Below are 22553 nucleotides of genomic sequence, written 5' to 3'. Positions count from 1 at the left end.
CTTGAGGAAGCCCGTAAATGTCCCTCGCCCAGCTTGCCGTCATGGATACAGGATCGAACCGCACGCTCGCCGAGCGGCTGATCGACCAGCTCGCCGACCGCATCGGCGGGCTCGGCGTGGAGCTCGCCGACATCGCCGGTAACGTCCAGGAAGTAGCACACCGCGTCGCCAACCAGTCGGAGCGGTTCCATCACCTGCAGAAAACGGCCGAGACCATGGTCGCGGCCAACCACGACATCGCCAATGCGTCGCAGGCGGTGCAATCGACCACGTCGGCCGCGGTCGGCGAGATCGCGCAGTCGCGCGGCGCGGTCGATACCGCGGTCAGCCACATCTCCGAACTCGTCGCGGCCGTGGAGCGGATCGAGGCGCGCCTGAGCGCCGTCGGCTCGGCGCTGGCGCAGGTCGCAAAAGTCTCCGGCGCGATCGAGGCGATCGCGAAGCAGACCAATCTGCTCGCACTCAATGCCACCATCGAAGCCGCGCGCGCCGGCAATGCCGGCCGCGGCTTCGCGGTGGTCGCAAGCGAGGTGAAGAACCTCGCGGAGGCCACCCGCCAGGCCACGCTCCAGATCTCCGACACCGTGCGCGATCTCGACGGCCAGATCGAAGGCCTGATCGGCGAGAGCAGCGACGCTTCGCAGCGCGCCAAGACCGCCGGCGAAGGCGCCCAGCAGATCTCCGGCATCATCTCGCGGGTGCAGCAGGGCTTTGCCTCGGTCGAAGCGGAGATCGACAGCGTCACGCGCGCGGCAACCTCCAATCTCGGCCATTGCGACACCGTCATCAGCGAGCTCAACGAGCTCGCCAGGGGCGTCGACCTGTCCTCGCGCGACCTCAAGAGCGCCGACCAGCGGGTGACGCAACTGCTCGACACGTCCGAAGGCCTGATCGCGATGATCGCCAACAGCGGCGTGGAAACGTCGGACACGCCGCTAATCCGCGTCGTGGTCGACACCGCCAAGCGGATCTCCGCCGAGTTCGAAGCCGCGATCGATCGCGGCGAGATCACGCTCGACCAACTCATGGACGAAACGTATCGCGAAATCCCCGGCACCGATCCAAAACAGTACCTCACCAACTACGTCGACTTCACCGACCGCGCGCTCCCCGCGATCCAGGACCCGATCCAGAAATCTGATCCGCGCATCGTGTTCTGCGTCGCCTGGACCAAGGGCGGCTATCTGCCGACCCACAACCCGAACTACAGTCTGCCGCAGGGCAAGGACCCGGTCTGGAACAACGCCAATTGCCGCAACCGCCGTCTGTTCACCGACCGCACGGTCAAGAAGGTCGGGGCGAACACGAAGCCGTTCCTGCTGCAGACCTATCGCCGCGACATGGGCGGCGGACAGTTCGTGCTGATGAAGGACCTGTCCTCGCCGATCATGGTCCGCGGCAAGCACTGGGGCGCGTTCCGGATGGGTTTCCGGCAGAGCTGACGACGTCGCGACGGCCCCAAAACAAAATTCCTGAAAACAACCCCATGCACAGTAGCCGGTGCGTGAGGAATCAATAGCTTGCGCCTCATCGCGCGCCAAGCGCCTGACGAGCCCTTGACCCGTCGGGCAAAACAGGCGCACAATGTTATTATTCCGAAATTACATCGGCAACGAGACGCCTTTGATCCGCATGCGCCTGCGTCGCGGGACGCCGCCCTGCGCAGGCCTACCGCATGCGAGCGCGGCGAAGACCGAGCAAGCGCCTCGTCCTTCGAGACGACCGCTTTGCGGTCTCCTCAGGATGAGGCTGACTGGCATTGGTGCTCGTGAGGATTACGGCCGCACACGCGGTCCTCATCCTGAGGGCCCGCCGCAGGCGGGCGTCTCGAAGGATGCGCCGCAGCAAGGACGTGCCGCCGCCTGACTTTCCCAATCGCACGATTTTCGTCTTCGCATGAGTTTGCGAGTTCGCACGATCATCTGCGGCGATCGACGGTGCGCGCGACGAAACGCGTCAAAAAATGACGCTTATCATATCAATTGGCCCAAATTTCCCGCGGCGATCGCCGCACAAATTCGTGAACGTCATGGCCTCACGTCGTGGCCGCGCAAATATGCATTGCGAGAAAATTCGAAGCTTCATCGTTTCGCATCGATATGATTATGGTCGCGCGAATTCGCCGACCCGGTCGCCGCAAGCGATCGTCGAGCAAGGGGATGCATATGGCAACGACACTCACCGTCAACGGCGAACAGAAGACTTTCGACGCGCCACCCGAAATGCCGCTGCTGTGGGTGCTGCGCGACATCCTCGGGATGACCGGCACCAAATTCGGCTGCGGTATCGCGCAATGCGGCGCCTGCACGGTGCATGTCGACGGCAAGGCCGTGCGCTCCTGCGTGCTGCCGGTCAGCGCGGTCGAGAACCGCGCCATCACCACCATCGAAGCCGTCGGCAATACGCCTGTTGGCGCGAAGGTGCAGAAGGCCTGGCTCGATGCCGAAGTGGTCCAGTGCGGTTACTGCCAATCCGGGCAAATCATGTCGGCGGCGGCTCTGCTGGCGGCAACGTCGCATCCTGACGATTCCGACATCGACGCCGCGATGGCCGGCAACATCTGCCGCTGCGGCACCTATGTCCGCATCCGCGAGGCCATCAAGCAGGCCGCCAACGGCCGTCAGTCGTGAGGTCCACCATGAATGCACACGACAATTTCTCCCGCCGCGCGCTGCTGACCGGCGGTCTCGCCAGCGGATTCCTGCTCGCCTTCCATCTGCCGCTGCGCGCCGCAATCAACGAGCCGGTGCAGCCGGAAGACAAGACCGACGGCAAGTTCGCGCCCAACGCGTTCATCCGGATCGACGGAGAAGGCGTGACCACGCTGGTGATGCCTCAAGTCGAGATGGGACAGGGAATCTACACCGCGGTCTCGATGATCCTGGCGGAAGAGCTCGACGCCGACTGGTCGAAGGTCCAGCTGCTGCACGCACCGGCCAACGAGAAACTCTACGGCAATCCGATATTCATCATTCAGGCGACTGGAGGCTCCACATCGGTGCGGGCGTTCTGGAAGCCGCTGCGCGACGCCGGCGCCAGCGCACGCGCCATGCTGGTACAGGCCGCGGCTGCGCAATGGGGCGTCGATCCCGCCAGTTGCACGACGTCGAAGGGTGTGGTGACCCACAAGGAGAGCGGCCGGACGCTCGCCTATGGCGCGCTTGCGGCTGCCGCCAGCGGCCAGACGCCGCCCAAGACCCCCGCACTCAAGGACCCCAAGGATTTCGTTTACATCGGTCAGCCGTTCAAGCGCCTCGACACCCCCGACAAGGTCAACGGCAAGGCGGTCTACGGCATCGACGCTATCGTGCCCGGCATGAAGTTCGCGACCCTGGCGCAGTGCCCGGTGTTCGGCGGCAAGGTCGGCAAGGTCGATGACCGCGCCGCGAAGAAGATTCCGGGCCTGCGGCAGATCGTCGTGCTCGACGATCTCGTCGCCGTCGTCGGCGATCACATGTGGGCGGCGAAGAAGGGTCTCGACGCGCTCGAGATCACGTGGAACGAGGGACCGAACGCGAAGATCAATTCGAAAGCGGTCTGGGACGATCTGCGCGCCGCCAGCGCCAAGGATGGCGTGGTCGCCAGATCCACCGGCGACATCACCAAAGGACTCGCGAGCGGCGAAAAATTCGAAGCTTCGTTCGAACTGCCGTTTCTCGCCCACGCAACGATGGAGCCGTTGAACGCCACGGTTCATTGCAAGCCCGATTCCTGCGAGATCTGGACCGGAACGCAGATCATGGCGCGCGTGCAATCGGAGGCGGCGAAGGCCGCGGGACTCCCCGTCGAAAAGGTGACCGTCAACCAGCATCTGCTCGGCGGCGGCTTCGGCCGCAAGCTCGAGCCCGACATGGTGGTCGCGGCCGTTCGCATCGCCAAGGAGGTCGACGGCCCGGTCAAGGTGGTGTGGACCCGCGAGGAAGACATTCAGCACGACATCTATCGCCCGGTGTATCGCGACACGATCGCGGCGACCCTGTCGGGCGGCAAGATCGTCGGCTGGAAATACAAGATCGCCGGCGCTGCGATCATCGCGCGCTGGCTGCCGCCGGCATTCCAGAAGGGCATCGATATCGACGCGATCGACAGCGCCACCGACGTGCCCTACGAGATCCCGAACGTCCACGTCGAATATGTCAGGGCCGAACCGCCGGCGATACCCACGGGGTTCTGGCGCGGGGTCGGCCCCAACAACAACGTGTTTGCGGTCGAATGCTTCATCGACGAACTGGCGCGCAAGGCGGGCAAGGACCCGGTCGAGTTTCGCCGGGGCATGCTCGCCAATCAGCCGCGCTTCCTGTCCGTCCTCAATCTCGCGGCAGAGAAGGCCAATTGGGGTCAACCCTTGCCGGCGCGCGTCGGACGCGGCGTGTGCCTGCAGCCGTCGTTCGGAAGCTTCATCGCAACGGTGGTGGAAGCGGAGGTCGACGAGCAGGGCGAGATCAATCTGCGCCGTGCGACCTCGGTGGTGGATACCGGCATCGCCGTCAACCCTGACACGATCGTGGCCCAGGTCGAGGGCGGGCTGATCTTCGGCCTGACCGCCGCGCTCTACGGCGAGATCACCATCGAGAAGGGGCGCGTCCAGCAGTCCAACTTCAACGACTACCGGATGCTGCGGATCAACCAGACGCCGAAGATCGAGGTTCACGTCGTCAAGAGCGGCGAGGCCCCCGGTGGAATCGGCGAGACCGGCACCACGGCGGGACCGCCGGCGCTGCGCAACGCGATCTACGCGGCAACCGGCGTGGCGCTGCGGCGCCTGCCGATCGATCGGAAACTGCTGGCTGCGGGGAAAAAGGCATGAGCGGCAAGATGCGTATTCTCGGAAGCCTGGTCGTCATCGCGATCGTCGTTGCGGCGCTCGGCGTCTGGATCATCCGCGAGCCCGGTCCGCTCGACTTTGCCGGCGGCACGAAGGTGGCGCTGGCCGATTACCGCGCGGGCAAGCCGACCGGCGTGCCCGCCAAGCTGGAGAAAGCGAGCCTGGTCGAGCGCGGCGAATATCTCGCCAAGGCGGCGGACTGCATGGTCTGCCACACCAAGCCCGGCGAAAAGGACTATTCCGGCGGACTCGCCTTCAAGCTGCCGTTCGGCACGCTGTATTCCACCAACATCACGCCGGACAAGGACACCGGCATCGGCAATTACAGCGATCAGGACTTCCTCGGCGCGGTCCAGCACGGCAAGCGCCGTGACGGCGCGCGGCTCTACCCTGCGATGCCGTACACGTCCTACACCTTCATGACGGACGAGGACGTGCTGGCGGTGAAGGCCTATCTGTTCAGCCTGCCGGCGGTGCGCGCCAAGCCGCCCGAGAACACGCTGTCGTTCCCGTTCAACCAGCGCTGGGCGATGATTGTCTGGTCGGCCGTGTTCAATCCCGACACGCGCTTTGCGCCTGATACGTCCAAGAGCCCGGAATGGAATCGCGGTGCCTATCTTGCGGAAGCCTTGGCGCATTGCGGCGAGTGCCATACGCCACGCAATCTCGGCTTCGCGCTCGACAACCGCAAGAAGTTCGCGGGCGCCATCACCGCCGGCTGGCGCGCCTTCAACATCTCTTCCGACAAGGCCACAGGCCTCGGCAACTGGCGCGACGAGGATCTGATCTCGTATCTGTCGCTCGGTCACGCACCGGGACACGGCTCGGCCTCCGGTCCGATGGGTGAAGCCGTCGACCACAGCTTCAGCCAGTTCGCCCCCGAGGACATCAGCAGCATCGTTGCGTATTTGCGCAGCGTGCCGCCGGTGCCCTCGCCCGATTTGCCCGCCACCACGGCGCCCATCGCACCGGCCTCACACAAGGACGGCGTCACGGCGGACGCACGCGGCAAGATGCTGTTCGCCGGCGCCTGCGCCAGTTGCCACGGCTGGAGCGGCGAAAGCCCGGTGTCGCCGATGGCGACGCTGACCGGCACCTGGGCCGTCAACGACCCCGCCGCCACCAACGTCGCGCAGATCGTGCTGTCAGGCACCAAACGCCATACGCCGGATGGCGCGCTGTCGATGCCGGCGTTCGGCAACGCGTATTCCGACGACGAGATCGCGGCGGTGGCGAATTACGTCACGGCGCGGTTCGGGGCGAAGGGCTCGAAGCTGACGGCGAAGGATGTCGCGGAGTTGAGGGAGCAGACGGCGGAGTAGCGCGCGGTCTTCTTACCCTCCCCTGGAGGGGGAGGGTCGGCTCACATTGAGCGTAGCGAAATGTGAGACGGGGCGGGGTGACAGTCTCTCCGCATCGAACAGTGCCCGACGGGAGAGATCACCCCACCCCGCTCGCGCTGCGCGCGATCGACCCTCCCCCTCCAGGGGAGGGTGGCAGCGCGCATACCGCCCGAGCTAGCTTAACCAAAACTTCGGCGTCGTCGGCTCCAGCCTGCCGCCCACGCGCACCGGCGCAACCCGCAGCGCAAGCCCCGTCGCATCGTCCGTCTCCACCGCGACCCCGCTCAGCGTCGCCGCCCCCGCGGCCGGCTCGAACCGTCCCGATGGAATCCCCGACGTGAACCTGCGCAGCGGCTCTTCCTTCTGCATGCCGATGATGGAATCGTAATCGCCGGTCATGCCGGCGTCGGTCATGTAGGCGGTGCCGCCTGACAGGATCTGGTGGTCGGCGGTCGGCACATGGGTGTGGGTGCCGACGACGAGGCTGGCGCGGCCGTCGCAGAAAAAGCCGATGCCCTGTTTCTCGCTGCTCGCCTCGCAATGGAAGTCGACGACGATGGCATCTGCCGCAAGGCCGAGCGGACAGGCCCCTAACTCGCGCTCCAGCGCCGCGAAGGGATCGTCGAACGGGGTCATGAAGACGCGCCCCAAAGCGTTGACGACCAGCGCATGCTTGCCGTTCTTGGTTTCGACCAGGGCGGCGCCGCGGCCGGGCGTGCCGCGCGGATAGTTCGCCGGGCGCACCAGGCGCTCGGCGCGCTCGATGAACACCAGCGCCTCGCGCTGGTCCCAGGAGTGATTGCCGAGCGTCACCGCGTCGGCACCGGCATCTAGAAACTCCTGATAGATCGCTTCCGTGATGCCGAAGCCGCCGGCGGAATTCTCGCCGTTGACGACGACGAAATCGAGCGACCAGTCCCTGACCATGCCGGGCAGATATTCGGCGATGGCGTTGCGTCCGGCACGGCCGACGACATCACCCACGAAGAGAATGCGCAACTTCAGAACTCCGGAAATCGAATACGTCCGATTCCGTTAGCACATAATCCAGCGCGACGTCGTGGGCTAGTGCCGGAACGGCCTCGATCTCTTGCGCTGCAAAAGCGAGCCCGATGCCGACGATCTGCTTGGTCTTGCGCAGGTGGGCGAAGGTGAAATCGTAATGCCCGGCGCCATAGCCGATGCGATGGCCAAGACGATCGAACGCCGCGAGCGGCGTCAGCATGATGTCGGGGATGACTTCGCTTGCTGCCGGCGACGGCTCGGGAATGCCGAGCGGGCCGAGCATCAGGCGGTCGTTCGGATGGAAGATTCGGAACACCAGCGACTGGCCGCGCGCGGTGACGCAAGGCAGCGCGAGCCTGGCGCCTTCGTCGGCGAGCCTCTTCAGCAGCGGCATCGGATCGATCTCGCTCCGGATCGGCGAATAGCCGGAGACGATGCTGCCCGGCAGCAGCTTGAACGGCAGCCCGCGCCTGGCGAGCTTTGCCGCGGCGGCGGTGCGCTTCTTCTCGCTCAGCGCGTCGCGCGCCGCGAGGGCTTTGGCGCGGAGCTCGGCTTTGGAGTTGGGCATGCGCGTTTTCGCTCCGCCATCATCGCCCGGGAAAGCGGACGGGCATGACACTGAGAGTGAATTGGACCGCCGGTCTGTCGTGACGCAGTTCGAAGAACGCAATTCCAGAACGAACAAGTGCGAAGCCGCGGCCGCCGTTGAAGCGCTCGATCCCGGAGTTCCCTACGAAAGTAGGTGGGCACCATATGACCGGGCCCACGGGCCCGGCCAGGGACAGTTCCCTAAAGGATCGATAAGGCCCCGGGGATATATGGCTCCTGACGCGCGTCGCAGCCTCGCCTTCGCAATGTAACAACGATACTGACGAATCGCCAGCCCGGCGAGCGGGTCGCCGCTTTCTTACCCTCCCCTGGAGGGGTCCGGGACGAGCGTAGCTCGCCCGTGGGTCGGCTCACATGAGCGCAGCGAAATGTGAGACGGGGTGGGGTGATCTCTCCACCTCGCACACTGCCCGTGCGGAGAGATCACCCCACCCCGCTCGCGCTACGCGCGATCGACCCTCCCCCTCCAGGGGAGGGTGGACGCTACCCGATCGCGATGCCGTTGCCGACGGTGCGGTTCAGGACCTGGGTCGACTTCTCGATCCGCTCGGCCGCTGCGTTCAGCGCGTTGACCACGGCGGTCTGGGTCAACCGGGCGCGCTCGACGGCGGCGTTGCGGAAATCCCTGAGCTCGGTGAGCTCCTGCTCCATGGTGCGGATGCGGTTGCCCGAGTCGACCAGTTCGTCGCAGACGGTCAGCGCGGCCATCACGGTGAGGCGCGCATCGCCGATCTCGCCGAATTTTCCGCGCAGCGACTCAATCCGCGTCTCCAGGCTTTCGGCGAGCTTGAGCAGCCGCACCTCCTGGCCCTCCTCGCAGGCCATGCGGTATTGCCGGCCGTTGATGGTGACGTTGATGTGGCTCATCCATCCTCTCCGGTATCGAGCACCGAGCGTATCGTGACGATGGCCGAATCCAGCCGGTCGGAGATCTCGCGGTTGGTGCGCTCGAGCTTGCGCGCCTTCACCAGCGCGCCGTCGAGCTCATCGGCCAGCCGCGAGCGATCCGCGCCCAGCGCCTGGATTCGCGCGGCAAGCTCGTTCTCGTCGCGATCGGCGTCACGCCGCCGCTCCACCGCGCTTTCGAGCGCGTCGAGCGCCGCCATGAGCCTGCGGGTCGCGATCTCGATCTCGACGGCGGAGGACTCCGTCATGGCAGAGCTGTTGGACACGCGATCGTTCATGCAGTCAGCGGCGGAACCTGTGGCCTTGCCCTTGGACTTTGCCTTGGGCTTTACCCTGGAGCTTGCCGTCCGGCAAAAGACTCGGTTCGGCAAGCGGTTAGAAGCAGAAATTTACGTGGCAAGCTAGGGAAGCGCAACGCCGCCGCGAAACTATGCACTGCTAAGCAACTTTTACGGCCAAACCGGCGTTTGATTGCCTTGGCCTGCCGGAACCGAGGTGCTATTTCAGCCCGACCTCTCGTGGCCGCCAGGCTCCTCCCATGCGGCCCGCACCGCCGCCAAGCGCCTCATTTCAGACGGATTTCAGACATGACGCAAGTCGATCACAACCGCATGGCCAACGCGATCCGCGGCCTTTCGATGGACGCCGTCGAGAAGGCGAAATCGGGCCACCCCGGCCTACCGATGGGCGCCGCCGACATCGCCACGGTGCTGTTCACGCAATTCCTGAAATTCGACGCCGCCGCAACCGACTGGCCCGACCGCGACCGCTTCGTGCTCTCGGCCGGCCACGGCTCGATGCTGCTCTATTCGCTGCTGTATCTGACCGGCAATGCCGACATGACACTGGACCAGCTCAAGCAGTTCCGCCAGCTCGGCGGACTGACCCCGGGCCACCCCGAGAACTTCCACACCAAAGGCATCGAGACCACCACCGGTCCGCTCGGCCAGGGCATCTCGACCGCGGTCGGCATGGCACTCGCCGAGAAGATGCTCGCCGCCGAGTTCGGCAAGAAGATCGTCGACCACCACACCTACGTGCTCGCCTCCGACGGCGACCTGATGGAAGGCGTTTCGCAGGAAGCGATCGCGATGGCCGGGCACTGGAAGCTCAACAAGCTGATCGTGCTCTACGACGACAACGGCATCTCGATCGACGGTCCGACCTCGATCGCCGATTCCGTCGACCAGGTGAAGCGCTTCAAGTCCGCCGGCTGGGCGGCCGAGAAGATCGACGGCCACGACCAGGCCGCGATCGCCGCCGCGATCACCCGTGCGAAGAAATCCAACAAGCCGACGCTGATCGCCTGCCGCACCACCATCGGCTTCGGCGCGCCGCACAAGGCCGGCACCTCGAAGGCGCATGGCGAGGCGCTCGGCGCCGATGAGCTCAAGGCGGCCAAGGAAAATCTCGGCATTTCGCTCGAACCGTTCTCGGTGCCCGGTGACGTGCTGAAGGCCTGGCGCGCTGCCGGCAGCCGTGGTGCTGCGGCCCGCCTGGAATGGGAAGGACGGCTCGGCGAGCTCGGCAGCCGCAAGCGCGCCGAGTTCGAGCGCCGCCTGCGCCACGAGCGTCCGGCCGCGCTCGCCAAGGCGTTCCGCACCTACAAGAAGGAGCTGCTGGAAAAGCCGATGATCGCGGCGACCCGCAAATCCTCCGAAGCCGTGATCGAAGTGATTGCCGGCGCGATGCCGATGGAATTCCTCGCGGGCTCGGCCGACCTCACCGGCTCCAACAACAACAAGGCGAAGTCTGCGACCGCGTTCTCCGCCAAGACGCCCAAGGGCCGCTTCATCCATTACGGCATCCGCGAGCACGGCATGGCCGCCGCGATGAACGGCATCTTCCTGCACGGCGGCTTTGCACCGAACGGCGCGACCTTCCTGGTGTTCACCGACTATGCGCGTCCCGCGATGCGCCTTGCCGCTCTGATGGGCACCGGCGTCGTCTACGTGATGACGCACGACTCCATTGGTCTTGGCGAGGACGGCCCGACCCACCAGCCGGTCGAGCATCTCGCGGCGCTTCGCGCCATCCCGAACATGCGCGTGTTCCGCCCCTGCGATTCCATCGAGGTCGCCGAGTGCTGGGAGCTCGCGCTCAACCGTATCGACGGTCCGACCGTGCTGGCGCTGACGCGGCAGAACCTGCCGCAGCTGCGCACCAATGCGCCGAACGAACCCTCCTGCCAGCAGGGCGGCTACGAGCTGGTCGCAGCCCAGGGCGAAGCCAAGGCGACGCTGTTCGCCTCCGGCTCCGAAGTCGAGATCGCGGTCGCCGCCCAGAAGCAGCTGGCCGAGCGCGGCATCCCGTCGCGGGTGGTCTCGGTGCCCTCGCTCGAGCTGTTGTTAGCGCAACCAGAGGCCAAGCGCGCAGCCATCATCGGCAACGCGCCGGTGAAGGTCGCAATCGAGGCGGCCGTGCGCTGGGGCTGGGACGCCGTGATCGGCCAGGATGGCGAATTTATCGGCATGCATTCCTTCGGCGCCAGCGCGCCGGCGAAGGACCTCTACAAGCACTTCGGGATTACCGCCGAGGCTGCAGTTAACGCTGTGCTGAAACGCGTTTCCTGAGAGTTGAGCTTGCTCAAAAAAAGGACTACGTAATCTCTCATATGATCAAGCACCGCCCGGCCGAACCGGGCGTCCGCCCCTAAAAAACCTTCGCAGGCGCGTATGGCGCGTTGTGCGGGAAGACTAGGCGTTATTGAACCCGTCATTGAACGGTCATAAGGAGACGAAACATGGCAGTCCGCGTCGGAATTAATGGTTTTGGCCGCATCGGCCGTAACATCCTGCGGGCTATCGCCGAGTCCGGCCGCAAGGACATCGAGGTCGTCGGTATCAACGACCTCGGCCCGGTCGAGACCAACGCCCATCTGCTCCGCTTCGACAGCGTCCATGGCCGTTTCCCCGGCACCGTGACCGTCGATGGTGACACGATCAGCCTCGGCGCTAACAAGATCAAGGTGACTGCCGAGCGCGATCCCTCGAAGCTGCCCTGGAAGGATCTCGGCGTCGACATCGCGATGGAATGCACCGGCATCTTCACCTCGAAGGACAAGGCCTCCGCGCATCTGACCGCCGGCGCCAAGCGCGTGCTGGTCTCCGCGCCCGCCGACGGCGCCGACGCCACCATCGTCTACGGCGTCAACCACGACACGCTGACCAAGGACCATCTGATCGTCTCCAACGGCTCCTGCACCACCAACTGCCTGGCACCGGTCGCCAAGGTGCTGAACGACCTGGTCGGCATCGAGACCGGCTTCATGACCACGATCCACGCCTATACCGGCGACCAGCCGACGCTCGACACCATGCACAAGGATCTCTATCGCGGCCGTGCGGCGGCGATGTCGATGATCCCGACCTCGACCGGTGCGGCAAAGGCGATCGGCCTCGTGCTGCCCGAGCTGAAGGGCAAGCTCGACGGCGTCGCGATCCGCGTGCCGACCCCGAACGTCTCGGTGATCGATCTCAAGATCATCGCCAAGCGCGCCACCGATGCCAAGGAAATCAACGCAGCGATGAAGCGCGCCTCCGAGCAGCAGCTCAAGGGCATCCTCGGCTACACCACCGCGCCGAACGTCTCGATCGACTTCAACCACGACCCGCACTCCTCGACCTTCCACGAGGACCAGACCAAGGTACAGAACGGTACGCTGGTGCGCGTGATGTCCTGGTACGACAACGAGTGGGGCTTCTCGAACCGCATGGCGGACACCGCCGTCGCGATCGCGAAGGTGATCTAAGCGTTACTCTCCTGTCCCGGACGCGGTGCAGCGCGCTTGCGCTGCTCCGCAGAGCCGGGACCCATGTCCCCGCGTAGGTCCCGGTTCTGCAGCGCACCGATTCGCGCTGCGGTGCGCCCGGGACAAGGAAGTGGCCAATGACCAACAAATTCCGCACCCTCGACGACGTCGACGTGAAGGGCAAGCGCGTGCTGCTGCGCGTCGATCTCAACGTGCCCATGGAGAACGGCCGCGTCAGCGACGCGACCCGGCTCGAGCGCGTCGCGCCGACCATCACCGAGATCTCGGACAAGGGCGGCAAGGTTATCCTGCTCGCGCATTTCGGCCGGCCGAAGGGACGCGACGCCAAGGAGTCGCTGAAGCCCGTGGCCGAGGCGCTGGCGAAGGTCGTGAAGAAGCCGGTCGGCTTCGCCGACGATTGCATCGGCGAGCCCGCGGCCAAGGCGGTGGCGGCGCTGAAGGACGGCGACATCCTCTGCCTCGAGAACACCCGCTTCCACAAGGAAGAGGAAAAGAACGATCCCGCCTTCGTCGCGGAACTGGCCAAGCTCGGCGACATCTGGGTCAACGACGCGTTCTCGGCGGCGCACCGCGCCCACGCCTCGACCGAAGGCCTCGGCCACAAGCTGCCGGCCTATGCCGGCCGCACCATGCAGGCCGAGCTGGTCGCGCTGGAGAAGGCGCTGGGCTCGCCGACCAAGCCGGTCATCGCCATCATCGGCGGCGCCAAGGTCTCGACCAAGATCGACCTTTTGGAAAACCTCGTGACCAAGGTCGACGCGCTCGTGATCGGCGGCGGCATGGCCAACACCTTCCTGCACGCCCAGGGCGTCGGCATCGGCAAATCGCTGGCCGAAAAGGATCTCGCACCCACCGCGCTGCGCATCATGGAAAAGGCCGAAGCCGCCAATTGCGCGATCATCCTGCCGGTCGATGCCACCGTCGCCTACCACTTCGCCGCCAACGCGCCGTCGCATGCCTACGGCCTCGACTCGATCCCGGCCGACGGCATGATCCTCGACGTCGGTCCCCAGTCGATCGCGCGTGTCCATGCCGCCATCGACGATGCGGCGACGCTAGTCTGGAACGGACCGCTCGGCGCCTTCGAGATGCAGCCGTTCGACCGCGGCACGATGGCGGCCGCCAAGCATGCCGCCGAGCGCACCAAGGCCAAGAAGCTGATCTCGATCGCGGGCGGCGGCGACACCGTCGCGGCGCTCAACCAGGCCCATGTGGCCGGTCAATTCACCTATGTCTCGACCGCCGGTGGCGCATTTCTTGAATGGATGGAAGGCAAGCCCCTGCCCGGCGTCGAGGTGCTTCGCACCAGGTAATTTGGCACCAGGTAATTTGGCACCAAGTAATTCGTCGGCAAGAAGAGAAGTCAGCGGCCTCCTCGCAGGCCCAAACGGAGAGAAAGACACATGGCTCGGATCACGTTGCGTCAATTGCTCGACCATGCGGCTGAGAACGATTACGGCGTACCGGCCTTCAACATCAACAACATGGAACAGGCGCTGGCGATCATGGACGCGGCCAACAGTGTCGATGCGCCCGTCATCATCCAGGCCTCGCGCGGCGCGCGCTCCTACGCCAACGACATCATGCTCAAGCACATGATGGACGCGGTCACCGAGATCTATCCGCACATTCCGGTCTGCGTGCATCTCGACCACGGCAACGAGGCCGCGACCTGCATGACCGCGATCCAGGCCGGCTTCACCTCGGTGATGATGGACGGCTCGCTCAAGGCCGACGGCAAGAGCCCGGCCGACTGGACCTACAATGTCGGCGTCACCAAGACCGTGACCGACATGGCCCATCTCGGCGGCATCTCGGTCGAGGGTGAGCTCGGCGTGCTCGGCTCGCTCGAAACCGGCATGGGCGACAAGGAAGACGGCCACGGCGCCGAAGGCAAGCTCAGCCACGACCAGCTCCTGACCAATCCGGACGAAGCCGTGAAGTTCGTCCAGGAGACCAAGGTCGACGCGCTCGCGATCGCGATGGGCACCTCGCATGGCGCTTACAAATTTACCCGCAAGCCCGACGGCGACATCCTCGCCATGAAGGTGATCGAGGAGATCCACCGCAAGCTGCCGAACACGCATCTGGTGATGCACGGCTCCTCGTCGGTGCCGCAGGACCTCCAGGACATCATCAACGAGTTCGGCGGCAAGATGAAGCCGACCTGGGGCGTGCCGGTGTCCGAGATCCAGCGCGGCATCAAGCACGGCGTGCGCAAGATCAACATCGACACCGACAACCGCATGGCCATGACCGGCCAGATCCGCAAGGTGTTCAAGGAGCACCCGGAAGAGTTCGACCCGCGCAAGTACCTGAAGCCCGCGATGGAAGCGATGACCAAGCTGTGCAAGCAGCGGCTGCAGGAGTTCAATACCGCAGGCCAGGCCTCCAAGATCAAGAAGGTGCTGACGACAGCCGAAATGGCCAAGCGCTACGCCAAGGGCGAGCTCGATCCGAAGGTGGCTTAAAGCCTTCAGACCCCTCTCCCGTCATTCCGGGACACGCGAAGCGTGGGCCCGGAATCCATAACCACAGCCTGGGGTTATGGATTCCGGGCCTGCGCCTTTCGGCGCATCCCGGAATGACAGAAACGCCCTTTACCCTGCGACGAACGTTAACTCGGCAATTGCCCGAGAACCGTCTATTTTCACAGGCAAGGGCAGAATCGTTTTGGGAGGACCTCTCGATGAATCTGACTGAGCTCAACAAGATCGCGACCGCCATGGTCGCGCCGGGCAAGGGCATTCTTGCCGCCGACGAATCCTCCGGCACCATCAAGAAGCGTTTCGACGCGATCGGCGTCGAGTCGACGGAAAGCAATCGCCGCGACTATCGCGAGATGCTGTTCCGCTCGAAGGAGGCCATGAGCCAGTATATTTCCGGCGTGATCCTCTATGACGAGACGATCTGGCAGGACGCCAAGGACGGCACGCCGCTGGTGAAGCTGATCGAACAGAGCGGCGCCATCCCCGGCATCAAGGTCGACGAGGGCACGCAAGCCTTGCCGATGTGCCCGGGTGAACTGGTCACCGTCGGGCTCGACAAGCTCGCCGAGCGCCTGAAGAAATACTATGAGCGCGGTGCGCGTTTCGCCAAATGGCGCGCGGTGATCGACATCGGCGGCGGGATTCCCTCGATGACCGCGATCAGCGTCAACGCCCACGCGCTGGCGCGCTACGCCGCGCTGTGCCAGGCCGCGCAGATCGTGCCGATCGTCGAGCCCGAGGTGCTGATGGATGGCGATCACGACATCGACCGCTGCTATGAAGTAACCCAGCGCGTGCTCAACAAGACCTTCCAGGAGCTGCGCGTGCAGCGCGTCGCGCTCGAAGGCATGGTGCTGAAACCGAACATGGCGATCTCAGGCAAGACGTGCGCGAAGCAGGCCTCGGTTGAGGAGGTCGCGGAGAAGACGATACGGCTGCTGAAGGCCTGCGTGCCCGCGGCGGTGCCGGGCATCGCCTTCCTGTCCGGCGGCCAGTCGGACGAACAGGCAACCGCGCATCTCAACGCCATGCACAAGCTCGGCCCGCTGCCCTGTCCGTTACCCTGGGGCCTGACCTTCTCCTACGGCCGCGCGCTGCAGGCCGCGCCGCAGAAGGCCTGGTCGGGCAAGGCCGAGAACGTCGCGGCCGGGCAAAGCGCATTCAGTCATCGCGCCCGCATGAACGGGCTCGCCTCCAGGGGCGAGTGGCAAAGCAGCCTGGAAAAGAAAGCAGCCTAGATCTTGTCGAACAAATCGCCTCCACCGCGCCCCGCGCCGCGCCTCTATCTCGCGACGCCAGTCGTCGATGATCCCGCTGCGCTCGTGGCCGAGTTGCCGGCCCTGCTTGCTGCCGCCGACGTCGCGGCCGTGCTGCTGCGGCTGAAGGAGACCGACCAGCGCACCATGATCACGCGCATCAAGGCGCTCGCGCCGGTCGTGCAGAAGGCGGGCGCCGCCCTGCTCGTGGAGGGCCATCCCGATCTCGTTGCACGCGGCGGCGCCGACGGTGCCCACCTGCCCGGCATCGCCGCGCTGAAAGAGGCGCTGCCATCGCTCAAGCCCGATCGCATCGCCGGCGTCGGCGGGCTGACGACGCGGCACCATTCCATGGATGCGGGCGAGATCGGCGCGGATTACGTGCTGTTCGGCGAACCCGACGGCAAAGGCCAGCGCCCGTCGTCGCAGGCGATCGCCGAGCGGCTGGACTGGTGGGCCGAGCTGTTCGAGCCGCCCTGCGTCGGCTTTGCCACCTCGCTCGAAGAGGCCCATGACTTCGCGGCAAGCGGCGCCGATTTCGTGCTGGTCGGCGAGTTCATCTGGGCCGATCCGCGCGGGCCCAAGGCTGCGCTGGTCGAGGCCGACGCTGCGATCAAGAAGGCCTACGCGACTGCGCTTGCGGACCAAAATCCTGTGAGCGGCGAGCACGGCTAGCGCCCGCCATGAAGCTCCCGCCCATCACCATTTTGGCGACACTGCTGCTCACGGTGCCTGCGGCCGCGCAGCTCCAGATCACGCCGCCGGCGACGATCCCGAGCCCGCCGCCTGAGAAGCAGAAGCCTCCTCCGCCCGCCAAGAAGAAGGAGGCCGCGCCGGCACCCAAACCTGCGGCGTCGCCCAAGCCGGCCGTTTCCCCCAAGCCGGCGCTGCCCGCGACCGTGATCCCCGCGCCGGCGACCGACACGCCCGGTGTCGATCTGGTGTTCGGCGCCTATCAGCGCGGCCAGTACAAGACGGCGTTCGAGCTCGCCACCGAGCGCGCCAAGGCCGGCGATCCCAAGGCGATGACCATGCTGGGCGAGCTCTATTCCAATGCCATGGGCATCCGCCGCGACTACGCCAAGGCGCTCGAATGGTACAAGCGCGCCTCCGACGCCGGCGACCGCGAGGCGATGTTCGCGCAAGCCATGATGCGCATGTCCGGCCGCGGCGGCCCGGTCGACAAGGGCGAGGCGGTCAAGCTGATGGCCTCCTCCGCCAAGCTCGGCGAGCCCAAGGCGGCCTATAATCTGGCGCTGCTCTATCTCGACGGCCAGACCCTGCCGCAGGACGTCAAGCGGTCCGCCGAGCTGTTGCGCCAGGCGGCCGATGCCGGCCTGCCCGAGGCGCAATACGCGCTCGCGACCTTCTACAAGGAAGGCACGGGGGTCCCGAAGGACGCGGAACGCGCGGTGCGGCTGCTGCAGGCGGCGTCACTGGCCGACAATGTCGATGCCGAGGTCGAATACGCTATCGCCATGTTCAACGGCACCGGCACGCCGAAGAACCAGCCCGCGGCCGTGGCGCTGCTCCGCAAGGCGTCCCGCCAGGGCAGCGCGATCGCGCAGAACCGGCTGGCCTGGGTGCTGATCAACGGCATGGGCGCGACCGCGGACAAGATCGAGGGGTTCAAATGGCACCTAGTGGCCAAGACCGCCGGCAAGGGCGATCCGGACCTCGACAAGCAGTTTTCCGACCTGCCGGCCGAGGACCGGGCCAAGGCCGAGGCCGCCGCCCGGAAATGGCTCGGGACCAAATGACTTGACCCAATGACTTGACGTCAGGCGCCCCGCAGGGCACCCCATCCCCCAAAGACGCGCGATTTCGCGCCATTTCCCCCCGATCAAGACCAGAGCACATGCTGTATTCCGCCACTATCAACGTCATGGTCAAGGCCGCGCGCCGCGCCGGCCGCAGCCTCAAGCGCGATCTCGGCGAGATCGAGCATCTCCAGGTCTCGCTGAAGGGGCCGGCCAATTTCGTCTCGCTCGCCGACAAGCGCGCCGAGGAGATCCTGTACCAGGACCTCGCCAAGGCCCGGCCCGGCTACGGCTTCATCGGTGAGGAAGGCGGCACCCGCGAGGGCAGCGACAAGAGCCACACCTGGATCGTCGACCCGCTCGACGGCACCACCAACTTCCTGCACGGCATCCCGCAATTCGCGATCTCGATCGGCCTCGTGCGCGAGGGCACCATCATTGCGGGCGTGATCTACAACCCCGCCAATGACGAGCTTTATATCGCCGAGCGCGGCAAGGGCGCCTTCCTCAACGACCAGCGCCTGCGCGTGGCCGGCCGCCGCCAGCTCAACGAATGCGTGGTGGCCTGCGGCCTGCCCCATATCGGCCGCGGCGACCACGAGGAATTCCGCCGCGAGATGACCGCTATCCAGGACCGCGTCGCCGGCCTGCGCCGCTTCGGCGCCGCCTCCCTCGACCTCGCCTTCGTCGCCGCCGGCCGCCTCGACGGCTATTGGGAGCGCAATCTGCAATCCTGGGACGTCGCCGCCGGCATGATCATGGTGCGCGAGGCAGGCGGCACGGTGACGGACATCGACACGCCGGGCGATGCCCTGGTGACCGGGCATGTGGTGTGCGGGAATGAGTTCGTGCACGGGGAGTTGGTGAAGATTTTGCGGAAGTAGGGGAAAGCCCTTCCCTTGCTTTGTTCCTGAACTGCACACATTGCGTGAGACCGAAAGAATGGAGGCCGCAATATCGCGCCCTCCATTCTCACATCGCGCGGAGCGCGGCGATTGCTTTTCGGCCGCATGTAGGCCCAAGCGCACTTTTTTACGGCAAGCTCTGTGAACGAGTCGGGGTCATAGCAGCCCAGACCAGACTTGAGGCAAGACAGCGGGCTTCCTGTAAGTCGAGCGCCGCGCTCCTCCCTCGACGCTCACGGACAGGAGCAGACATCAACTGCTCACTATACCCGCCAGAACAGTCGAAAGTGACCCATTGCCGACTTGAGCGACGCCAGCCTGACTTGCAGGGATCGAGTTCCGTTCCCTAAGCTTTGGGCTATCGTCATAACCTTAGCTAAACCAAGCTTGGCAGCGAGAGCTTTACCAATAACCTCTACCTAAGGTCGCGGCTACGATTACGGAGGTTTGCGTGGGTTGGAAGCTTTTTGCATTATTCGCTATCGTGCTCGCGTGTTATGGCGTCGCCGATGCAGGGACCTTCAGCGCGGCGCAGATCGTCGACCTTACAATCGAAGTGCTTTCGGCCTGCGGTCTTGTGCTAATGGCGTTCAAGATTGATTTCCTCCCCGGGACTTTTTGGCGGGGGTTCGCTGGCGCCTATTTTGCGTATTATGCCATTGGGTTTGCCGAGAAGGCTTTTATCACCCACGGAGGCCCAGCTTCCGTCATCATCGAAAACGCGCTCACATACGCAGTATTTCATACAGCCATCGGCTACGGGCTTTGGCTGAATGGTTCGACGCATGAGCAACACAGTCCCGTGCGTCAGATCACTGGCTGAGACACAAGGCAAAAAACGCACTGGATTATGACGATCGACAAGCTGCTATGTCTTTGGCATCGCACTGTTGATGTCCGGATTTGGCCCATCGCGTCATTTGATGTGGCTGTACAAAGGTGTCCGTTGTCGGCGCAAGCGGACATCGCCAGAGGTTATGAGCCCCCCCTAACAGTCGTCATCCTCCGGCTCCTCCTCGCGATATTCGCCGCCGAGAGTCAGGCCCTCGATATTCGTGGCGCCTTTTGACTTGATCACACGGCGGAGCGGGACCGCGCTCTCGCTTCGCAAGGCTTCCATCAATTGTTCCGAATGGGTGACGATCCAGATGTCGGCGCGGCTCGATGCTTTGGCGATCAGCCGGGCCAAAGGCGACAGCAGCGACGGATGCAGGCTGGTCTCGGGTTCGTTCAGCGCGATGAACGGCGGCAGGCGGTAGCCCATGAACACCGCGAGCAGGCAGATGTATTTCAGCGTCCCGTCGGATAGTTCATGAGCGCGGAACGGCCGCGGCATGTCCTCCAGTTGCAGGGCGAATTCGCACAGACCGTTGTTTTCCCAAGCGCTGAGCTCGGCGCCAGGGAATGCATCCTGGATCGCATCCTGCAGGTCGGTTGCGTCTCCTCGAATGGTGTAGAGCGTCGCCAGGGCCGCAGCCAGATCGCTTCCATCTGCGCTGAGCGAGGGCGTCGTGATCGCCAGGCTGGGCTTTCGGATCAGCGAGGCCGGATCGGTGCGGAAATCGTGATAGAAGCGCCAGCCGAGCATCGCGTTTCTGACAAGATCGATCTCGGGGCATTCCTTGCCGTTGTAAAAGCCCGCCAGCGCCGGCTCGGACGGCAGCACCGCATCCTTGTGGTTGCCCCATGCGCCGCTGTCGTCTCGGATGCTGATGAGCGAATTCTTCCGCTCCATCAAGCGAACCGTTCGCTTGCCCTGAATCGCCTCGATGCTTTCTTCCTTGATCATCGGCTCGCCGGCGAACGCCGCCGCAACCGGGCTGGGATACCCGATCTCGATCGAATATTTCAGGCGCTCGAATCTGGCCGACAATTGCAGCCGGCCATCCTCGCCGCGTTTGCGGGTGCCGGACCAGCAGACCGAGTTCAGTCCGCCCTCATCGGCGATGGTGCGTGTGATCCGCCCGGTCGCCGCGTCGCGCAACAGTGACAGGGACTTGTAGAGGTTGGACTTGCCGACACCATTTTCGCCGACAAACACGGACGGGGGATGGATGGGGATGGAGAGACGCCGGATGGAACGATAGTTGGTGATCGCAATATCGGTCAGACGCATCACATGCACTCAATCGGCGGGCTGTCTGTGATTTGCCACGTCAGGCAGCGACACACCCTTTCAATCCAGAGATGCAGTCTGGATTGATGAACCCGAGAAAGCAAGCCGACCGCTACGGCGTTCAGTGGCCGGCTCTCCTCTCCAGCGCCGGCGAATGTGCTGAGCAGTCGGGGCGACGACGGCCGCTCCAAACCCGACTGTCATCATCCGCGAAGGCGGATGATCCAGTATTCCAGAGACGTCTGTTGGGTACGGAAAGGCCGCGGCGTACTGGATGCCCCGCCTTCTGTTTAGCCCGGACAGATCACTGACGGGTGTTCGGAGACATAGCTGACACATCAACATTGGCTGGATTGGTCCGATTCGGGAGGCCGTCCATGCCCTGGAGTGAGGTGTCAGTAATGGATCAGCGCCATGAGTTCGTGCGGCTGGCCTTGCAGGAAGGCGCCAATCGGCGCGAGCTGTGCCGGCGGTTCGATATTAGTCCTGACGTCGGCTACAAATGGCTGCGGCGCTGGCTGGCTGGCGATCGGGAGCTGGCCGACAGCTCGCGGCGGCCGCATGCGATGCCCAGGCGCAGCGAGCCTGCGGTCGAGACGCAGGTGCTCGCGGTGCGTGACAAGCATCCGGCCTGGGGCGCGCGCAAGATCGCCCACTGCCTGAAGCGGAACGGCCAGACGGTACCTGTGCCGTCAACGGTGCACCGGATCCTGTGCCGGAACGGCCGGGTCAAACCGAGCGAGAATGCGCCGCCCAATCCGGGACACCGCTTCGAGAAGGAAGCACCCAACCTGCTGTGGCAGATGGACTTCAAGGGCCACATGCCGCTCGCTGACGGCACGCGGTGCCATCCGCTGACCATCGTCGACGATCACTCGCGCTATGTCCTGTGCCTGAAGGCGTGCGCCGACGAACGGCGTCTTACCGTGCAGGATCACCTGACGGCGACGTTCCGTTGCTATGGCCTGCCGGAGGCCTTCTACACCGACAACGGCTCCCCCTGGGGCGATACGTCGGGCGTCCGCTGGACCGGATTGAAGGTGTGGCTGCTCAAGCTGGGCGTCAGGGTGGTGCATGCCCGGCCATGTCACCCACAGGCCCGCGGCAAGAACGAACGCTTCCATCGCACGCTGAAGGCTGAAGTCTTTGCGATGCGTCGCTTCCGCACTCTCCCGGAAGTCCAACGCGCCCTTGATGCCTGGCGGCCGGTCTACAATCTGGAGCGCCCCCACCAAGGCCTCGATATGCACGTTCCCGCCGATCGCTTCCGACCGAGTGCCCGTGCCATGCCGGCCCGTGTCCCGAACGTCGAGTACGACAGCGGCGAGATCGTGCGCAGGGTCTCATCGACAAGACCCTACATCTCCTTCAAGGGACGCTTCTGGAAGGTTCCTCAGGCCTTCGCACGCGAACGGCTTGCCATCAGGCCGCTGGATCGTGACGGCCATTACGGCATCTTCTTCGCCAGCTGGCAGGTCGCATCAATCGACTTGACTAACCGCCAACCTGTCAGTGATGTGTCCGAACAGGTGTCAGCCATGTCTCCGGACTAAACACTTTCGCGGGG

General features: G+C 64.8%; 20 protein-coding genes and 1 other RNA gene. 15 read left to right on the top strand and 6 right to left on the bottom strand.

Annotation, left to right across the window (positions count from 1 at the left end; all coding sequences use genetic code 11):
* Window positions 1–17: 17 nt before the first annotated feature.
* From WHZ77_RS04740 to WHZ77_RS04725, 4 genes are all read left to right on the top strand, one after another.
* Window positions 18–1442, top strand: a complete 1425-nt coding sequence (locus WHZ77_RS04740) for a methyl-accepting chemotaxis protein (protein WP_375312616.1) — start codon at window positions 18–20, stop codon at window positions 1440–1442.
* 723 nt (window positions 1443–2165) lie between these two features.
* Complete coding sequence (locus WHZ77_RS04735; RefSeq protein WP_375312615.1) at window positions 2166–2630, top strand: (2Fe-2S)-binding protein; 465 nt, start codon at window positions 2166–2168, stop codon at window positions 2628–2630.
* Window positions 2631–2638: 8 nt separating this feature from the next.
* Entirely contained in the window at window positions 2639–4807 is a 2169-nt protein-coding gene (locus WHZ77_RS04730; protein WP_375312614.1) for a molybdopterin cofactor-binding domain-containing protein, read from the top strand.
* Window positions 4804–6147 carry a c-type cytochrome gene (locus WHZ77_RS04725; RefSeq protein WP_375312613.1) on the top strand — a complete coding sequence of 448 codons (1344 nt, stop codon included), beginning with the start codon at window positions 4804–4806 and terminating at the stop codon, window positions 6145–6147. Before WHZ77_RS04730 ends, WHZ77_RS04725 begins: the two co-directional genes overlap by 4 nt.
* A 195-nt stretch (window positions 6148–6342) precedes the next feature.
* On the opposite strand, the gene WHZ77_RS04720 is transcribed toward WHZ77_RS04725, so the two are convergent.
* From WHZ77_RS04720 to WHZ77_RS04700, 5 genes are all read right to left on the bottom strand, one after another.
* The gene (locus tag WHZ77_RS04720) at window positions 6343–7167 is read right to left on the bottom strand and encodes a TIGR00282 family metallophosphoesterase (RefSeq protein WP_375312612.1); all 825 of its coding nucleotides are present in this window, start codon (window positions 7165–7167) and stop codon (window positions 6343–6345) included.
* Window positions 7145–7741, bottom strand: coding sequence for a 5-formyltetrahydrofolate cyclo-ligase (locus tag WHZ77_RS04715; RefSeq protein ID WP_375312611.1), 597 nt, complete (start codon window positions 7739–7741; stop codon window positions 7145–7147). The genes WHZ77_RS04720 and WHZ77_RS04715 overlap by 23 nt, the downstream gene beginning before the upstream one ends.
* Window positions 7742–7859: 118 nt before the next feature.
* Window positions 7860–8020, bottom strand: a non-coding RNA gene (gene ssrS, locus WHZ77_RS04710) — 6S RNA.
* 245 nt (window positions 8021–8265) lie between these two features.
* Window positions 8266–8649 carry a cell division protein ZapA gene (locus WHZ77_RS04705; RefSeq protein ID WP_375312610.1) on the bottom strand — a complete coding sequence of 128 codons (384 nt, stop codon included), beginning with the start codon at window positions 8647–8649 and terminating at the stop codon, window positions 8266–8268.
* Window positions 8646–8966, bottom strand: coding sequence for a DUF4164 domain-containing protein (locus WHZ77_RS04700; protein ID WP_020608063.1), 321 nt, complete (start codon window positions 8964–8966; stop codon window positions 8646–8648). Before WHZ77_RS04700 ends, WHZ77_RS04705 begins: the two co-directional genes overlap by 4 nt.
* Between WHZ77_RS04700 and WHZ77_RS04695 the strand changes: the two genes are divergently transcribed.
* The 10 genes from WHZ77_RS04695 to WHZ77_RS04650 all read left to right on the top strand — a co-directional run bounded on the left by WHZ77_RS04695 (window position 8935) and on the right by WHZ77_RS04650 (window position 19693).
* Window positions 8935–9093: a hypothetical protein gene (locus WHZ77_RS04695; protein WP_158324543.1), complete on the top strand. Its 159-nt coding sequence runs from the start codon at window positions 8935–8937 to the stop codon at window positions 9091–9093. The two genes, WHZ77_RS04700 and WHZ77_RS04695, sit on opposite strands and share 32 nt — an antisense overlap.
* A gap of 182 nt (window positions 9094–9275) precedes the next feature.
* Window positions 9276–11261 carry a transketolase gene (gene tkt, locus WHZ77_RS04690; RefSeq protein ID WP_375312609.1) on the top strand — a complete coding sequence of 662 codons (1986 nt, stop codon included), beginning with the start codon at window positions 9276–9278 and terminating at the stop codon, window positions 11259–11261.
* 170 nt (window positions 11262–11431) lie between these two features.
* A complete protein-coding gene (gene gap, locus WHZ77_RS04685) occupies window positions 11432–12439 on the top strand; it encodes a type I glyceraldehyde-3-phosphate dehydrogenase (protein WP_375312608.1) in 1008 nt (335 codons plus the stop codon).
* A gap of 137 nt (window positions 12440–12576) precedes the next feature.
* Window positions 12577–13773, top strand: coding sequence for a phosphoglycerate kinase (locus WHZ77_RS04680; protein WP_375312607.1), 1197 nt, complete (start codon window positions 12577–12579; stop codon window positions 13771–13773).
* A 90-nt stretch (window positions 13774–13863) separates the two neighbouring features.
* On the top strand, window positions 13864–14931 hold the full coding sequence (gene fba / locus WHZ77_RS04675) for a class II fructose-bisphosphate aldolase (RefSeq protein ID WP_375312606.1): 1068 nt from the start codon (window positions 13864–13866) through the stop codon (window positions 14929–14931).
* A gap of 218 nt (window positions 14932–15149) precedes the next feature.
* Window positions 15150–16187, top strand: coding sequence for a class I fructose-bisphosphate aldolase (locus WHZ77_RS04670; RefSeq protein WP_375312605.1), 1038 nt, complete (start codon window positions 15150–15152; stop codon window positions 16185–16187).
* A gap of 3 nt (window positions 16188–16190) precedes the next feature.
* Window positions 16191–16880, top strand: a complete 690-nt coding sequence (locus WHZ77_RS04665) for a thiamine phosphate synthase (RefSeq protein WP_375312604.1) — start codon at window positions 16191–16193, stop codon at window positions 16878–16880.
* An 8-nt stretch (window positions 16881–16888) separates the two neighbouring features.
* Window positions 16889–17965: a tetratricopeptide repeat protein gene (locus WHZ77_RS04660; protein ID WP_375312603.1), complete on the top strand. Its 1077-nt coding sequence runs from the start codon at window positions 16889–16891 to the stop codon at window positions 17963–17965.
* A 98-nt stretch (window positions 17966–18063) separates the two neighbouring features.
* A complete protein-coding gene (locus tag WHZ77_RS04655; RefSeq protein WP_375312602.1) occupies window positions 18064–18849 on the top strand; it encodes an inositol monophosphatase family protein in 786 nt (261 codons plus the stop codon).
* A gap of 472 nt (window positions 18850–19321) precedes the next feature.
* Window positions 19322–19693 carry a hypothetical protein gene (locus WHZ77_RS04650; RefSeq protein ID WP_375312601.1) on the top strand — a complete coding sequence of 124 codons (372 nt, stop codon included), beginning with the start codon at window positions 19322–19324 and terminating at the stop codon, window positions 19691–19693.
* A 165-nt stretch (window positions 19694–19858) separates the two neighbouring features.
* Here the strand turns inward: WHZ77_RS04650 and WHZ77_RS04645 are convergent, their stop codons facing one another.
* Window positions 19859–20986: an AAA family ATPase gene (locus tag WHZ77_RS04645; RefSeq protein ID WP_375312600.1), complete on the bottom strand. Its 1128-nt coding sequence runs from the start codon at window positions 20984–20986 to the stop codon at window positions 19859–19861.
* 377 nt (window positions 20987–21363) lie between these two features.
* Between WHZ77_RS04645 and WHZ77_RS04640 the strand changes: the two genes are divergently transcribed.
* Complete coding sequence (locus WHZ77_RS04640) at window positions 21364–22539, top strand: IS481 family transposase (RefSeq protein ID WP_375311030.1); 1176 nt, start codon at window positions 21364–21366, stop codon at window positions 22537–22539.
* The last annotated feature ends 14 nt before the right edge of the window (window positions 22540–22553 follow it).

It is taken from the genome of Bradyrhizobium sp. A5, from assembly GCF_042076515.1.
In the GTDB taxonomy this organism is placed as follows: Bacteria; Pseudomonadota; Alphaproteobacteria; order Rhizobiales; family Xanthobacteraceae; genus Bradyrhizobium; species Bradyrhizobium cosmicum.
This window is presented reverse-complemented; position numbering and strand designations above follow the sequence as displayed.

Bases quoted from the DNA above. Each gene is read 5' to 3' on its own strand.
- WHZ77_RS04740 (WP_375312616.1), top strand. From the start codon at position 18: ATGTCCCTCGCCCAGCTTGCCGTCATGGATACAGGATCGAACCGCACG.
- WHZ77_RS04735 (WP_375312615.1), top strand. From the start codon at position 2,166: ATGGCAACGACACTCACCGTCAACGGCGAACAGAAGACTTTCGACGCG.
- WHZ77_RS04730 (WP_375312614.1), top strand. From the start codon at position 2,639: ATGAATGCACACGACAATTTCTCCCGCCGCGCGCTGCTGACCGGCGGT.
- WHZ77_RS04725 (WP_375312613.1), top strand. From the start codon at position 4,804: ATGAGCGGCAAGATGCGTATTCTCGGAAGCCTGGTCGTCATCGCGATC.
- WHZ77_RS04715 (WP_375312611.1), bottom strand. From the start codon at position 7,741: ATGCCCAACTCCAAAGCCGAGCTCCGCGCCAAAGCCCTCGCGGCGCGC.
- WHZ77_RS04705 (WP_375312610.1), bottom strand. From the start codon at position 8,649: ATGAGCCACATCAACGTCACCATCAACGGCCGGCAATACCGCATGGCC.
- WHZ77_RS04695 (WP_158324543.1), top strand. From the start codon at position 8,935: ATGGCAGAGCTGTTGGACACGCGATCGTTCATGCAGTCAGCGGCGGAA.
- WHZ77_RS04700 (WP_020608063.1), bottom strand. From the start codon at position 8,966: ATGAACGATCGCGTGTCCAACAGCTCTGCCATGACGGAGTCCTCCGCC.
- tkt (WP_375312609.1), top strand. From the start codon at position 9,276: ATGACGCAAGTCGATCACAACCGCATGGCCAACGCGATCCGCGGCCTT.
- gap (WP_375312608.1), top strand. From the start codon at position 11,432: ATGGCAGTCCGCGTCGGAATTAATGGTTTTGGCCGCATCGGCCGTAAC.
- WHZ77_RS04680 (WP_375312607.1), top strand. From the start codon at position 12,577: ATGACCAACAAATTCCGCACCCTCGACGACGTCGACGTGAAGGGCAAG.
- fba (WP_375312606.1), top strand. From the start codon at position 13,864: ATGGCTCGGATCACGTTGCGTCAATTGCTCGACCATGCGGCTGAGAAC.
- WHZ77_RS04670 (WP_375312605.1), top strand. From the start codon at position 15,150: ATGAATCTGACTGAGCTCAACAAGATCGCGACCGCCATGGTCGCGCCG.
- WHZ77_RS04660 (WP_375312603.1), top strand. From the start codon at position 16,889: ATGAAGCTCCCGCCCATCACCATTTTGGCGACACTGCTGCTCACGGTG.
- WHZ77_RS04655 (WP_375312602.1), top strand. From the start codon at position 18,064: ATGCTGTATTCCGCCACTATCAACGTCATGGTCAAGGCCGCGCGCCGC.
- WHZ77_RS04645 (WP_375312600.1), bottom strand. From the start codon at position 20,986: ATGCGTCTGACCGATATTGCGATCACCAACTATCGTTCCATCCGGCGT.
- WHZ77_RS04640 (WP_375311030.1), top strand. From the start codon at position 21,364: ATGCCCTGGAGTGAGGTGTCAGTAATGGATCAGCGCCATGAGTTCGTG.